At 68.0% G+C, this 14,382-nt stretch carries 12 protein-coding genes; 7 read left to right on the forward strand and 5 right to left on the reverse strand.

The features are described 5' to 3' along the window. Window positions 1–4: 4 nt before the first annotated feature. The 3 genes from QM711_RS10195 to cobT form a co-directional block, all read right to left on the reverse strand. Window positions 5–2,200, reverse strand: coding sequence for a polyribonucleotide nucleotidyltransferase (locus tag QM711_RS10195; protein ID WP_415098931.1), 2,196 nt, complete (start codon window positions 2,198–2,200; stop codon window positions 5–7). 309 nt (window positions 2,201–2,509) lie between these two features. Further along, a complete protein-coding gene (gene rpsO / locus QM711_RS10200; protein ID WP_415098933.1) occupies window positions 2,510–2,773 on the reverse strand; it encodes a 30S ribosomal protein S15 in 264 nt (87 codons plus the stop codon). A 185-nt stretch (window positions 2,774–2,958) separates the two neighbouring features. Continuing rightward, complete coding sequence (cobT, locus tag QM711_RS10205) at window positions 2,959–3,990, reverse strand: nicotinate-nucleotide--dimethylbenzimidazole phosphoribosyltransferase (RefSeq protein WP_415098935.1); 1,032 nt, start codon at window positions 3,988–3,990, stop codon at window positions 2,959–2,961. Between the two features lie 180 nt (window positions 3,991–4,170). Between cobT and QM711_RS10210 the strand changes: the two genes are divergently transcribed. From QM711_RS10210 to QM711_RS10225, 4 genes are all read left to right on the forward strand, one after another. Next, window positions 4,171–4,527 carry a YciI family protein gene (locus QM711_RS10210; RefSeq protein WP_415098937.1) on the forward strand — a complete coding sequence of 119 codons (357 nt, stop codon included), beginning with the start codon at window positions 4,171–4,173 and terminating at the stop codon, window positions 4,525–4,527. After that, window positions 4,524–5,765 (forward strand): RNA polymerase sigma factor, encoded by a 1,242-nt coding sequence (locus QM711_RS10215; protein WP_415098939.1) that lies wholly within the window; start codon window positions 4,524–4,526, stop codon window positions 5,763–5,765. The genes QM711_RS10210 and QM711_RS10215 overlap by 4 nt, the downstream gene beginning before the upstream one ends. 602 nt (window positions 5,766–6,367) lie before the next feature. Next, window positions 6,368–6,631 carry a hemerythrin domain-containing protein gene (locus QM711_RS10220; RefSeq protein WP_415099962.1) on the forward strand — a complete coding sequence of 88 codons (264 nt, stop codon included), beginning with the start codon at window positions 6,368–6,370 and terminating at the stop codon, window positions 6,629–6,631. 208 nt (window positions 6,632–6,839) lie between these two features. Then, window positions 6,840–7,247: a DUF2809 domain-containing protein gene (locus QM711_RS10225; RefSeq protein ID WP_415098941.1), complete on the forward strand. Its 408-nt coding sequence runs from the start codon at window positions 6,840–6,842 to the stop codon at window positions 7,245–7,247. A gap of 320 nt (window positions 7,248–7,567) precedes the next feature. On the opposite strand, the gene QM711_RS10230 is transcribed toward QM711_RS10225, so the two are convergent. Together QM711_RS10230 and ahcY are read right to left on the reverse strand one after the other, a co-directional pair. Beyond that, window positions 7,568–8,896 (reverse strand): DUF222 domain-containing protein, encoded by a 1,329-nt coding sequence (locus QM711_RS10230; RefSeq protein WP_415098943.1) that lies wholly within the window; start codon window positions 8,894–8,896, stop codon window positions 7,568–7,570. Window positions 8,897–9,879: 983 nt separating this feature from the next. Continuing rightward, entirely contained in the window at window positions 9,880–11,295 is a 1,416-nt protein-coding gene (gene ahcY, locus QM711_RS10235; RefSeq protein ID WP_415098945.1) for an adenosylhomocysteinase, read from the reverse strand. 117 nt (window positions 11,296–11,412) lie between these two features. Here ahcY and QM711_RS10240 point away from each other — a divergent pair, with 117 nt between their 5' ends. From QM711_RS10240 to QM711_RS10250, 3 genes are read left to right on the forward strand one after another with little or no spacing between them, the layout of a single operon-like run. Further along, window positions 11,413–12,558, forward strand: a complete 1,146-nt coding sequence (locus QM711_RS10240; RefSeq protein ID WP_415098947.1) for an NAD(P) transhydrogenase subunit alpha — start codon at window positions 11,413–11,415, stop codon at window positions 12,556–12,558. Next, window positions 12,555–12,860 (forward strand): NAD(P) transhydrogenase subunit alpha, encoded by a 306-nt coding sequence (locus QM711_RS10245; RefSeq protein ID WP_415098949.1) that lies wholly within the window; start codon window positions 12,555–12,557, stop codon window positions 12,858–12,860. The genes QM711_RS10240 and QM711_RS10245 overlap by 4 nt, the downstream gene beginning before the upstream one ends. A 5-nt stretch (window positions 12,861–12,865) precedes the next feature. After that, window positions 12,866–14,245, forward strand: a complete 1,380-nt coding sequence (locus QM711_RS10250) for an NAD(P)(+) transhydrogenase (Re/Si-specific) subunit beta (RefSeq protein WP_415098951.1) — start codon at window positions 12,866–12,868, stop codon at window positions 14,243–14,245. Window positions 14,246–14,382 lie beyond the last annotated feature (137 nt).

Raw genomic sequence — 14,382 nt, forward strand, 5'->3', positions numbered from 1 at the left:
ACGATCAGGCGTCGACCTTCTCTTCGATCACCGGGACCAGCGACAGCTTGCCGCGGTCGTCGATGTCGGAGATCTCGACCTGGATCTTCTGACCCACGCTGACCACGTCCTCGACGTTCTCCACTCGCTGGCCGTTGTTCAGCGCGCGCAGCTTGGTGACGTGCAGCAGGCCGTCCTTGCCGGGCAGCAGCGACACGAAGGCGCCGAAGTTCATCACCTTCACCACCGTGCCCAGGTAACGCTCGCCGCGCTCGGGCATGGTCGGGTTGGCGATGGCGTTGATCATCGACCGGGCGGCGTCGGCGGCCTCGCCGTTGTCGGCACCGATGTAGATGGTGCCGTCGTCCTCGATCGAGATGTTGGCGCCGGTGTCGTCCTGGATCTGGTTGATCATCTTGCCCTTGGGGCCGATCACCTCACCGATCTTGTCGACCGGGATTTTGATGGTGATGATCCGCGGCGCGAACGGCGACATCTCGTCCGGGGTGTCGATGGCCTCGCCCATCACGTCCAGCAGGGTGTGCCGGGCGTCGCGGGCCTGCTGCAGGGCACCGGCGAGCACGTCGGACGGGATGCCGTCGAGCTTGGTGTCCAGCTGCAGGGCGGTGACGAAGTCACGGGTGCCGGCGACCTTGAAGTCCATGTCGCCCAGCGCGTCCTCGGCGCCGAGAATGTCGGTCAGCGCGAGGTAGCGCATCTGGCCGTCGATCTCGTCGCTCATCAGGCCCATCGCGATGCCCGCGACCGGCGCCTTCAGCGGCACGCCGGCGTTCAGCAGCGCCAGCGTGGACGCGCACACCGAGCCCATCGAGGTCGAACCGTTGGAGCCGAGCGCCTCGGACACCTGACGGATCGCGTAGGGGAACTCCTCGCGCTTCGGCAGCACCGGCACCAGGGCACGCTCGGCGAGCGCACCGTGGCCGATCTCGCGCCGCTTCGGCGAACCCACCCGGCCGGTCTCACCGGTGGAGTAGGGCGGGAAGTTGTAGTTGTGCATGTAGCGCTTGGTGGTCTCCGGCGCCAGCGAGTCGATCTTCTGCTCCATGTCGAGCATGTTCAGCGTGCTCACACCCAGGATCTGGGTCTCGCCGCGCATGAACAGCGCCGAGCCGTGCACCCGCGGGATGACGCCGACCTCGGCGGACAGCGTCCGGATGTCGCGCGGCCCGCGGCCGTCGATCCGGATGCCGTCGGTCAGGGTCTTGGTGCGGACCACCTTCTTGGTGAGCGCCCGGTAGGCACCGGTGATCTCCTTCTCGCGGCCCTCGAAGGTGCCGCCGAGTTCGCCGTGCAGGTCGGCCAGCAGCGCCTCGGTGGAGGTCTCGCGCTCATGCTTGCCGACGATGGTCATCACCTGCTGCAGCCGCTCGGACGCGGCGGCGGAGACGGCCTGGTAGACATCGGGCTGGTAGTCCAGGAAGACCGGGTAGTTGCCCACGCTCTTGGGGAACTTCGCGGCCAACTCGACCTGCGCGTCGCACAGCGCCTTGATGAACGGCTTGGCGGCTTCGAGGCCGGCGGCGACGATCTCTTCGGTCGGCGCGGTGCGGCCGGAGCGGACCAGATCCCAGGTCTGCTCGGTGGACTCGGCCTCGACCATCATGATCGCGACGTCGCCGTCGGCGAGCACCCGGCCGGCCACCACCATGTCGAAGGTGGCGTCCTCGAGCTGGCTGTTGGTCGGGAAGCCCACCCAGGTGTCACCGATCAGGGCCACCCGGACGCCGCCGACCGGGCCGGTGAACGGCAGGCCGGCCAGCGTGGTGGACGCCGAGCCGGCGTTGATCGCCAGCACGTCGTAGAGCACGTCGGGGTTCAGCGCCATCACCGTGATGACGACCTGGACTTCGTTGCGCAGGCCCTTGACGAAGCAGGGACGCAACGGCCGGTCGGTCAGCCGGCAGGCCAGGATGGCGGCCTCGCCGGGACGCCCCTCGCGACGGAAGAACGAGCCGGGGATGCGGCCGGCGGCGTACATCCGCTCTTCGACGTCGACGGTGAGCGGGAAGAAGTCGATGCCCTCACGCGGATTGTTGGACGCGGTGGTGGCGGACAGCAGCATGGTGTCGCCGTCCAGGTAGACGCTCGCGCTGCCATTGGCCTGGCGAGCGAGCAGGCCGGACTCGAAACGGACGACGTGCTTGCCGTGCGCGCCGTTGTCGATGATGGCCTCGGTGTACTGCAGATCGGGTCCCTCCACGGGACCTCCTTTCGGGTTTGACCACCGCGGCGGCGACACGGCCACCCTTCAGCTAGCTACTGAGGCGGCGACTTGAACCCGGTCTTCGATCGAGGCCCGCGGGGCGTTGACGACCCGAGAGCCACTACCGAGGACCGAGGATTCACATGCGTTCGCGCGGTGGACGGTGGTGTGGATATTCAGTTGTTTCCCGGCGGTCGAGATCTTGGTTGAGCTTGTCGAAACTCTTCGTTGGTTGAGCTTGTCGAAACCCTGTCGAAACCCGGGAATGGGTTGAGGGGAGCAGCCGGAGCCACTCCCCTCATCAAGTCAGCGACGCAGGCCGAGCCGCGCGATCAGCGCACGGTAGTGCTCGACGTCCTGCTTGGCGACGTAGTTCAGCAGCCGGCGGCGCTGGCCGACCAGCAGCATCAGGCCACGGCGGCTGTGGTGGTCGCCCTTGTGCACCTTGAGGTGCTCGGTCAGGTGGGCGATCCGGCGGGTGAGCAGCGCGATCTGCACATCCGGCGAGCCGGTGTCGCCCGGCTTGGTCGCGTACTCTTCGATGGTCTTCTTCTTCAGATCAGCGTCCATGAAGGGTGCTGCTCTCCTCTCGGTTTCCCGTTGCGCGGCGCTGCCCTGCCGTTCGGCACGATTTCCTGGGGAGATCGGTGGGCGGCTCTTCGGAGTCCGCGGGCGTCCTGACGCCAACATCAAACTTTACCGCAGCCACTCAACCAGGGCGAATCGGCCCAGTCGGCGTCCGAACCGCTCGGCCGTCAGGCCAGGTCTGACAGCTGCGCGATGTCGCGCAAGGCCGCGACCGCCGCGCGGACGATCGGCACCGCGACGACCGCGCCGGTGCCCTCGCCGAGGCGCATCCGCAGGTCGAGCAGCGGCTCCAGCCCGAGCCTGGTCAGCGCCAGCGACTGCCCGGGTTCGCTGGAGCGGTGGCCGGCCCACAGCCAGGGCCGCACCTCGGGATGCATGGACGCCGCCACGGACGCCTCGGCGACCGCGATCAGGCCGTCCAGCAGCACCGGGACGCCGGCCGCCGCGGCGCCCAGCAGGAACCCGACCCCGGCCGCCATGTCGGCCGAGCCGAGCGCCCGGAGCCGCTGCCGCGGATCGCTGGCGCGACGACCGGCCCGGACCAGCGCCCGCTGGATCACCGCCACCTTGCGGGCCAGGACGACGTCGTCGACGCCCGTGCCGCGGCCGGCCACCGCCGCCGGGGGGAGGCCGAAGGTGGAGGCGATCAGGGCGGCCGCGACCGTCGTGTTGCCGATGCCGAGATCGCCCGCGATCAGCAGCTGGGCACCATCGGTGGCCGCCTCCGTCGCGATCCGCTCCCCCGCGGCCAGCGCGGCGTCCAGTTGATCGCCGGTGAGCGCGTCCTGGATCTCGATCGAGCCGGAGCCGCTGCAGACCTTGAACCGGCCGACCGCCGGGTCGAGATCGGTGAGGTCCGCGGCGACGGCGATGTCCACGATGTCCACCCGGACGCCGTTCGCGGCCGCCAGCGCCGATACCCCGGCGACACCCGCGGCGATCCCACGCACCATCGCCGGCGTGATCTCCGCCGGGTAGGCCGACACCCCGCTCGCCGCCACGCCGTGATCGCCGGCGAACACCACCACCCGGACGTCCTCGAGTTGTCGCGGCGGGCACCGTCGCTGGCAGCCGGCGACCCAGGCGGCGAGATCCTCCAGGACGCCGAGCGAACCCGGTGGCTTTGCCTGCCCCGCGCTCAACTCGCGGGCAGCGGCGATCGCAGCCTCGTCCGGCGGTTCGATCGTTCGGCGAAGCATCGGCTCTCCTGGTTCGTCGGATCGGGCGGACGTCCGATCAATCTGCCACGTCACCCCTCGCGACGGGTCCGCGCAGCGAAATACCGGACGCGGGCACCCGCAATCTTCTCGACCGCTGTCGATTCCGGTTCCCCTCGTGCGTTATCGGGGTGCACGCTGTTACCGATCCGAGGAGGAACCATGAAGTACGTGCTGATGTACGCCACCGATCCATCTGCCCAGACCGACATCGACCCCGAGGTAGCGCAGGAGGTCTACGGCCGGATCTACCAGTGGTTCGGCACCAACGCCGCCGTCATCACCGACAGCGGAGCCGAGCTGCTCGGACCCGACACCGCCACCACCGTCCGCTCCGGCGGCGTGGTGGTCGACGGACCGTTCAGCGAGGCCAAGGAAGTGATCGGCGGGTTCAGCGTGATCGACGTCGCCGATCTGGACGCCGCCATCGCGCTCGCGAAGACCTGGCCGGCGCTCGACCTGCCCGGGGTGAGCATCGAAGTCAGGCCGATGGTCGTCGACTACTCGCAGTTCGAGTGACGCCACCGGCCGCGGACACCGCACTGGCCGACCTGCTGCGCGAGCAGTCCGGTCGGCTGGTGATGCGGCTGAGCCGCGTCTTCGGCGACTTCGCCCTCGCCGAGGACGCGGTGGCCGCGGCCGTCGTGGAGGCGCTCGTCGCCTGGCGCCGGGACGGCGTCCCACCCAACCCGGCCGGCTGGCTTGCGCTGGCCGCCCGGCGCAACGCGCTGGACGCGGTTCGCCGCCGGGGCCGGACCAGCGCGCTGCCCGACGGCTGGTCGCCTGCGGCGACGGGGAATGAGGACGAGGATTCGTTGGGGTCGCGTACCGACGACCGCCTCGGCCTGCTCTTCGCCTGCTGTCACCCGGCGCTGGCCATCGAGGTCCGGATCGCGCTCACCCTGCGCGCCGTGACCGGCCTCACGACCGCTGAAGTGGCCCGGGCCTTCCTGGTCAACGAGGCCACCCTGGCGCAGCGGATCGTGCGGGCCAAACGCAAGATCGTCGCCGCCGGCATCGCGCTGGACGTTCCGGACGCCGCCGCCCTGCCGGCGCGACTGTCGGATGTCCGGACCGTCATCTACGCCTGTTACAACGAGGCGTTCGTCTCCACCACCGGCACCCAGGACCGGGTGCTCGGCGCGGACGCCCTCTGGCTCGCCGAGCTGGTCGCGCACGCCTTTCCCGACGACCCGGAGAACTGGGGGCTGGCGGCACTGCTCGCCACCCAGCACGCCCGGGCCGCAGCCCGGTTCACCGACGCCGGCGATCTGGTGCCGCTGCGCGACCAGGATCGCCGACGCTGGGACGCCGACCTGCTGGAGCACGGCCGGCAGCATCTCTACCGGGCGGCCGCGGCGCGACGTCCGGGGCCCTTGCAGCTGCAGGCTGCGATCGCGGCTGTGCACGGCGAGGCGACCACCTGGGCCGAAACCGACTGGGCGCAGATCGTCGGGCTGTACGACCTGCTGCGCCGGCTCGACCCGAGCCCGGTCGTCCGGCTGAACCGTGCGGTGGCGCTGGCCGAGTTCCTGCCGTCCCGGACGGCGGCGGCGCTGGCCGAGCTGGACGCCTTGGCCGAGCCGCTGGCGAAGTACCACCCCTACCACGCCGCGCGGGCCGAACTGCTGCGCCGGCTGGGTCGTCCGGACGAGGCCGAGGACGCCGACCTGACTGCGCTGCGGCTCACCCAGAACGATGCCGAACGACGACTGTTGCGCAGCCGGCTGCGGCGCGGCGCACTGAGTGAGGAGTAGTCCGCGCTACCCAGTGGCCGGTCGAGCTATCGAACCTGGCGCCCACCGACGTCCAGCCCGTCGAGACCCCCCATCACCACCGGTCGAGCCCGTCGAGACCCCCCATCACCACCGGTCGAGCCCGTCCAGACCCCCACCACCACCGGTCTAGCCTCTCGAGACCCCCCACCACCACCGGGCTAGCCTCTCGAGACGCGAGCACCGCCGGTCGAGCCCGTCGAGACCACGGTCCACCGCACTGACAACGGGATTCAACAAGCTCTGCCCCGATGCAACCCGTCGGGCACCTGCTCGGGTAGTCCCAGACCAGCGTCGCATGCTGGCGGCAGACAGCGTCAGGCATGGAGGCGTCGAACGTGAAGGAGACGACGATGATCACGTCGACCCCTTCGCCCTCGCGTGACTGAGGGCGACAAGTCCAGGCTGATCGCCTGGAGCCACGAGATGCGCACTGCCCATGAACGACTGCGCGAAGCCTTGCGGTTGACCGCATCGCGCTGGCCGGCCGTGCGTCCACCGAACCTGCCCAGCCCAACCTGCTGCTGTTCTGCCACGGCTTCTGTACCGCGCTGACCGGCCACCACGAAGGCGAGGACCGGGAACTGTTCCCGGCGATCGCCGCGGCCCATCCCGAACGTCGCGATGTACTGCGGAACCTGCAGCAGGATCACTCGACGATCGCGTACCTGCTGGGCGCTTTGCAGGCGGCGGTCGACCGGACGGCGCCGGTCGATGAGTTGGACCGGCACCTCGATGGCGTCGAAGCCATCATGGAAAGCCACGTCCGCGACGAGGAACGCAGCCTGGGCGTAGCGCTGGCGCTTGAGCTCGACACTGATCCCGGGCAGGTTCTCGGCCCGCTATGAGTCGCGGCCTCCCGGCTTCCCTGTCAGTCCGGGTCGGGCCCGCCACGTCACGGTGCCTCGGCCCCGACTCGTGCCGGCGCGCGATCCCGGGGCTCGCTCCACCCGGTCTCGCACAAAGGAGCCCGCCATCGCGCACCCCTTTCACCGGAGCGTCCGACTAGCCTGTCGAGGTGCTCCCGAGTCAACCGGATGCTCCCGGCAATACCCGATGACGACGGTCGGACGCCGCAGGCTGATCGCGGCCGGACTCACCGTGGCCACCGTCGCGGCCGGCTTGGCAGTGCGCTTCGCACTTCGCCGTGGCGCCGCGTCCGACGTCGCCGGCGATGGTCTGTACGCCATCCTCATCTACCTGATCGTCGTCGTCCTGGCGCCACGGGCTCGTCCCGCAGTGGCCGCCGTCGTCGCCGGCTCGCTCTGCGTGGCGATCGAGTTGTTCCAGCTCACCGGCCTCCCCGTTGCGTGGGCCGCAACCTTTCCGCCCATCGCCCTGGCGCTCGGCACCGGCTTCGACGCCCGCGACATCGTCGTCTACCTCGTTGCGGTAGCCGGAGCCGCCTTCCTGGACCAGGCCATCGGCGCCCGATTGAGTTCGTCAACTCAACTCCCCCGCTGAAGCGGGACGCGCTGCGCGTCGTGCACCCCTCCGTCGGCGCTCGGACTCACCCGTTCCCGACGTTGCGGACACCCTCCTGTCGACGTCGGTCGAGCTATCGAGACCTGTTTCGTCCTCGTCATCCCGGACTTGATCCGGGATCTCCGCAGAGCGACTCTCCGATTGCGGAGATCCCGGCGTCCGCCGGGATGACGTAAGCACTGAGCTTGAGCTTGTCGAAACCCTGCCCCGCCACCGTCGGTCGAGCTTATCGAGACCCATCCCATGCAGGCGCACATTTCTGGCTGAGGTCCAACCCGTGCACCCGCAATTCTCCCCGGCTATTCGGGTGGTCGGAATCGTTGATGACAACGTGGTCGTCGACACTTGTCCACGAAACGCGGCGGAATCACCTCCGCAATCCCATCGGCCGAGATTCTGATCTGCCACTGCAACTCCGGCGCCCGTTTCATGTCAGGTTCGAGCAGGTTGTGATGATGTTTACACAACAAACACAGATTCGACAATGACGTCTCGCCACCTTGGGCCCACGGGACGATGTGGTGCGCATCGCAATCAGCAGCGGGACGGTCACAACCAGGAAACACACAACCCTTGTCCCGCACATGCAGAGCATGGCGAATATCAGGAGTGACCAGGCGCTGTTCGCGGCCCACATCGAGCACCCCGGAGGGGCCGCCCAGAATGATCGGCAGGATGCCCGCATCGCAGGCGTACTGGCGTAGCTGCCCGGCGGTCAGCATGGTGCCGTCGGCCAGGCCGGCTGCGTGACAGTCACCGAGCAGATCGTCGTAGTCGATCAGCACCACTACATGGGGACGGCCACCACCATGGCGTGGTGCTTCTCGGTGGATCGCGACCCGGCGGGCCAACTCCACCAAAGCATCAGCACGACGTTGCGGCCACGACGGCTGCACCACACCCGAATCCCGTAGCTCCAGGGCGGTGCGGTGCATCTGCTGGGCGAGCGCTTCGATCTGTGCCTTGATCAACGCCGCATCAGCGGTCGGTAGGGAGCCTTTGATGGTGGTGGAACCATGACCGTCGTCGGCAAAGTTCAAATGCCGGGCCTGCTTCGCGTCCCGTAGTTCACGTTCCTGTCGTTTCGCTTCGGCTTCCTCGGCGACCTCGGGTGCGACAACCTCCAACAGGTGCCGGGAGAGACCAGCAAGTTCGTGGCTGTTGAACTCCTCGCAGAACCCGACCATGGTCGCCTGAGCCTTCGCTTCGGCTTCCACACCCAGCTCGGTCGGTAGCTTCTTCAGCACTTGGGTGATGGCTTGTGCTTGCCGGTCGTTGGCGACACCGTCGCGCAGTGCGTCGCCGATTTGGGAGAACCGGGACAGGTCGTTGGCGTGGTGCAGCATCGCAGCGGACTGACCCCGGGTGTAGCACAACTCTGACGCCAACCAGCTGACGGTCGGGACACCGTGAGCCGTCATCGCCGCTTCGGAACGATCAACCTGGCCGAGGACGGTGTGCACCACGCCCGACAGCCGCGACTGCACTTGCAACAACTCAGCCACCAGGTCGAGTTGTTCCCGATCGGCCAGTAGTGGCACCTTGTCGTAGTCGAGCTCATCGAGCAGGCCAGCCACGACAGTGGCGAAATCCGCCACCGCCGTCCCCGGCTCCACCGCGATGCTCATACCGATGACCCTAAACGCCACCACTGACAAAACCCGACCACCAGCCGGCTAGGACAAATCCCGTAGCCATACTAGTGATGCGATTCATGAAGACCACGATAGAGGCCGGGTCTGACACTTTTTGTCAGTGAGGTCGGCATCGGGCGACGATTCTGAAACTGACAACACCAGGGCGGTTTCTGACAACACTGTGACAACACACCTTCATGTCGCCTGGATCGAATCGAGAGTGCCGCTGACCATGAGTCTCGACAAGCTCGACAAACGGACTGTCGAGTGATCGATTGGCAGTTCGGTGCAAAGATTCGGGGTGTGTCGATGTCGAGATCGCTCACCGATTTCGGGAAACCTTCCGGATTTCGGGTCATAGGACGAAACCGAGACATTTTCCCGCCAGCAGTCACCGATGTCGAGATCGCTGTCCGCACCACCGTCCGTCGCTGAGATCCCGGCATCCGCCGGGATGGCGGACGCGCACGTGAGTTCGGCCACCAGCGCGAGCTCAGAGTGGGACGAAAAGAACCGTCCCCGCGTCCCAACGGCAGGGTCTCGACCGGTCGCGCTCGGCACAAGGTCGACCACCGGGTGGTGGGTCCGGCAGAGACGCAACCGGAAAGCGGAGTGGGCTGCACCCCGTCCGGGTATCGTCGCTTTGCTCCTCAACTCCGGTCGCAGAGCGACCTCCGTATAGGTCGGGCGTAAGCGCGCGAGCCTCGCCCAAGGGCTGAAGGACGAGAGCAGAGGTGGCGAGCTGCGCACGGGCGGGACGGGGTGCAGCCCACTCCGCGGAACAGAACCCAACCATCACGACCCGACCACAGAACAGGGTCTCGACAAGCTCGACCAACGGAGTCGCGGCGGTGACCAAGAGAACCGTCCCCGGTGACCAAGAGAACCGTCCCCGGTGACCAAAGGAACCGTCCCCGGTGACCAAGAGAACCGTCCCCTCGGTCCCTCGGTCTCGACCGGGGGACGCCGTGAGGTCAGTAGCGGTAGGCGTCCGGCTTGAACGGACCCTGCTCGGGGACGCCGAGATACTCGGCCTGGGCGGGCGTCAACTCGGTGAGCCGGACGCCCAACGCCGCCAGGTGCAGCCGGGCGACCTCCTCGTCCAGTTCCTTGGGCAGCGTGTAGACGCCGGTCGGGTAATCGGCGGTCTTGGTGAACAGCTCGATCTGGGCCAGCACCTGGTTCGTGAACGAGTTGCTCATCACGAACGACGGGTGCCCGGTCGCGTTGCCCAGGTTGAGCAGCCGGCCCTCGGAGAGCACCAGGATCGAATGCCCGTCGGGGAACGTCCAGCGGTCCACCTGCGGCTTGATCACCGTCCGCTCGATGCCCGGGTAGGTCTCCAGCCCGGCCATGTCGATCTCGTTGTCGAAGTGGCCGATGTTGCCGACGATCGCCAGATGCTTCATCTTCGCCATCTGATCGGCCGTCACGACGTCGCGATTGCCGGTGCAGGTGATCACGATGTCGGCGACGTCGAGCACGTCGTCGAGCCGAGCCACCTGGTAGCCGTCCATCGACGCCTGCAGCGCGCAGATCGGGTCGATCTCGGTGACGATCACCCGGGCGCCCTGTCCGGCCAGCGCCTCGGCGGCACCCTTGCCAACATCGCCGTAGCCACAGACCACCGCGGTCTTGCCGCCGATCAGCACATCGGTGCCACGGTTGATGCCGTCGATCAGCGAATGCCGGATGCCGTACTTGTTGTCGAATTTGCTCTTGGTGACCGAGTCGTTGACGTTGATCGCCGGGAACAGCAGCGAGCCCTGCCTGGCCATCTCGTACAGCCGGTGGACGCCGGTGGTGGTCTCTTCGGTGACGCCGCGCAGCTCGTTCGAGATCGCCACCCAGTCCAGCGTCGAGGAGCGCAGTTGCTGCAGCACCACCGCGTACTCCGCAGAATCCCCGGCACCCGGCTCCGGCACCGCTCCTGCCTTGGCGAACTCGACGCCCTTGTGCACCAGGAGGGTGGCGTCGCCGCCGTCGTCCAGGATCATGTTCGGACGCCGGTCGCCCCAGTCCATGATCTGTTCGGTGCACGCCCAGTATTCGGCCAGCGTCTCACCCTTCCAGGCGAACACCGGCACCCCCTGCGGATCCTCGACCGCGCCGTTCGGGCCGACCACCACCGCGGCCGCGGCCTGGTCCTGGGTGGAGAAGATGTTGCAGGACGCCCAGCGCACCTCAGCGCCCAGCGCGACCAGGGTCTCGATCAGCACCGCGGTCTGCACGGTCATGTGCAGCGAACCGGCGATCCGGGCTCCGGCAAGGGGTTTCGAATCCCCGTAGCGTTCCCGCATCGCCATCAGCCCCGGCATCTCGTGCTCGGCGAGCGCGATCTCCTTGCGTCCGAAGTCGGCCAGGTTCAGGTCCGCCACGCGATGATCCACCGGAGAATCGTAGTGCACGACACTCCGCTCCACGCCTGATGTGACAACGCCACCGCACCGGGGTTGGATGGAAATCATCACCGTCTGACAACGTCGACAGCAGGGAGAGCTGCAGCCATGGGCTTCGTTCTCGGTATTCCGGCCAGCGCCGATCCGGCTGAGCGGCGCACTCCGATCGTGCCCGATGTGGCGACCAAACTGCGAGCGATGGGGGCGACCCTGGTGATCCAGAGCGGAGCCACCGATCGGGCCCACATCACCGAGTACTCACTCGGCGAGGTCACCTGGGCGAGCAGCACCGCCGAGGTAGTGACCGCGGCCGATGCGGTCTGGACGATCGGGCCGCCGTCCGCGGAGACGCTCGCCGGACTGCGGCCGGGCGCCATCCTGATCGGGACGCTGGCGCCGTTCGCCGACCCGGGCCGCGTCCGCACGCTGGCCGAACGCGGCATCGACTCGTTCGCGATGGAACTGCTGCCCCGCATCTCGCGCGCCCAGTCGATGGACGTGTTGTCCTCCCAGGGCGCGGTGGCCGGCTACCAGTGCGCGCTGATCGCCGCGGCCCGGTGCCCCAAGTTCTTCCCGATGCTGACCTACGCCGCCGGCACCGTCCGGCCGGCCCGGGTGCTGGTGATCGGCGCCGGCGTGGCCGGCCTACAGGCGATCGCCACCGCCAAACGGCTGGGTGCGATCGTCGAGGGCTACGACGTCCGGCCCGAGACCAAGGAACAGATCGAATCGCTGGGCGCCAAATTCGTCGACACCGGGGTGAGCGCGGTCGGTTCCGGCGGTTACGCCCGCGAGCTGACCGAGGCCGAGAAGGGCGCTCAGGAGGCCAAGCTCGGCAAGGCGATCGCCCAGTGCGACGTCCTGATCACCACCGCGGCCGTTCCGGGCAGACAGGCCCCACGGATCGTCAGCGAGATGATGGTCGCGGCGATGCGTCCCGGTGCCGTGGTGGTCGACATGGCTGCCGAGCAAGGTGGCAACGTGGCTGGCACGGTTGCCGGCTCCGAAGTGCGGGTCGGCTCGGCGCATGTCGTCGGCCCGGTCAACCTGCCCAGCCGGATGCCGGTGCACGCCTCGGAGATGTTCGCCAAGAACCTGTTCAACTTCACCGCCCCGATGGTCGCCGACGGCACGCTCGCCATCGACACCGCCGACGAGGTGATCGCCGGCACCGCCCTCACCCTGGACGGCAAGGTGGTCAATCCGCTGGTGCGGCAGGCATTCGGCTTCGATCAAGGAGAGGTCCCCGCATGACCGACCTGCTCTACCTCTACATCTTCATGCTGGCCGCGTTCACCGGCTACGAGGTGATCTCGCGGGTGCCGGTGATCCTGCACACCCCGCTGATGTCGGGGTCGAACTTCGTCCACGGCGTCGTGCTGGTCGGCGCCATGTACGCGCTCGGCCACGCCGAGACGCCGCTGCAGATCGTGTTGGGCTTCCTGGCCGTGTTGCTGGGCGCCGCGAACGCCGCCGGCGGCTATGTGGTCACCGAACGGATGCTGGCCATGTTCGCGCCCAAGAAGAAGCTGCCCGGTCCGGGTCAGGGGGCCTGATCAGCATGGAATGGATCGTCAACGGGATCTACCTGTTGGTCTCGGTGCTGTTCATCGTCGGCCTGAAGGCGATGGCATCGCCGGTGAAGGCCCGGCGCGGCATTGCCTGGGCCGGGGTCGGCATGGTGCTGGCCACCGCGGCCACCTTCTTCGTGCCCGGGATGCGCAACCTGGCGCTGATCGCGGTTGCGATCGTGCTGGGCGGCGGGGTCGCCTGGTGGGCCGGACGCGTGGTCAAGATGACCGACATGCCGCAGATGGTGGCCATCTACAACGGCATGGGCGGCGGCGCCGCGGCCCTGATCGCGGCGGTCGAGTTCGCCCGCGCCGAGGTGCACGGACCGGTGGTGGGCACCCTGGCGGTGCTCGGTTCGCTGATCGGCTCGGTCGCCTTCAGCGGCTCGGTGATCGCCTTCCTGAAGCTGCAGGGCATCATGAACAAGGCCATCCGGCTGCCCCTGCAGAACCTGGTCAACATCGCTCTTGGCCTGCTGACGGTCGCGCTCGGGGTTTGGATCGTGCTCGCCTCGATGGGCACCGGCACGGCCAACCCCTTCCTGCTGGTGCTGTTCTTCCTGCTCGCGCTGGCGCTCGGTGCGGTGGTCACGATGCCGATCGGCGGCGCCGACATGCCGGTGGTGATCTCGCTGCTGAACGCGTTCACCGGCCTGGCCGTCGGCTTCGAGGGCTACGTGCTCGGCAACCCGGCGCTGATCATCGCCGGCATCGTGGTGGGCGCGTCCGGTACCCTGCTCACCCAACTGATGGCCAAGGCGATGAACCGGCCGATCCTGGGCGTGCTGTTCACCCCGATCAGCGGCGAGGCGCAGGCCGGCGGAGCGATCGAAGGCCGGCTCAAGGAGCTCACCGCCACCGATGCCGCCGCGCTGATGCGCTACGCCGAGAAGGTGATCATCGTCCCCGGCTACGGCATGGCGGTGGCCGGCGCCCAGCACAAGGTCTGGGAGATGGCCAAGCTGCTCACCGACGCCGGGGTGGACGTGTCGTTCGCGATCCACCCGGTGGCCGGCCGGATGCCCGGGCACATGAACGTGCTGCTCGCCGAGGCCGGCGTCCCGTACGAAAAGATCTTCGACCTGGACGAGATCAACGCCGAATTCCCGCAGACCGACGTGGCTTTGGTGATCGGTGCCAACGACGTGGTGAACCCGGTGGCCCGCACCGACGAGACGTCCCCGATCTACGGCATGCCGATCCTGGACGCCGACAAGGCCCACAACTGCATCGTGATCAAGCGTGGGCGCGGTGCCGGCTATTCGGGCATCGAGAACGCCCTGTTCTATGCCGACCACACCTCGATGCTGTACGGCAGCGCCCAGCAGGCGGTCGGCGACGTGATCGGCCAACTCAAGGAGCTGGAGTGAGCCGCTCAATGCCGGGCCACGATGATCGGGCGATCCCGACGGCGCGGCGCCAGCAGCCTTCACCCACCGGCGTAGGCTTGCACCGGTCTGGCAAGATGAGTCATCCGGTGGACGCGAGCCAGATCAGGCCGACTCGA

Origin of the sequence: Micropruina sp. (assembly GCF_047602385.1) — a bacterium.
Classification (GTDB): Bacteria; Actinomycetota; Actinomycetes; order Propionibacteriales; family Propionibacteriaceae; genus Micropruina.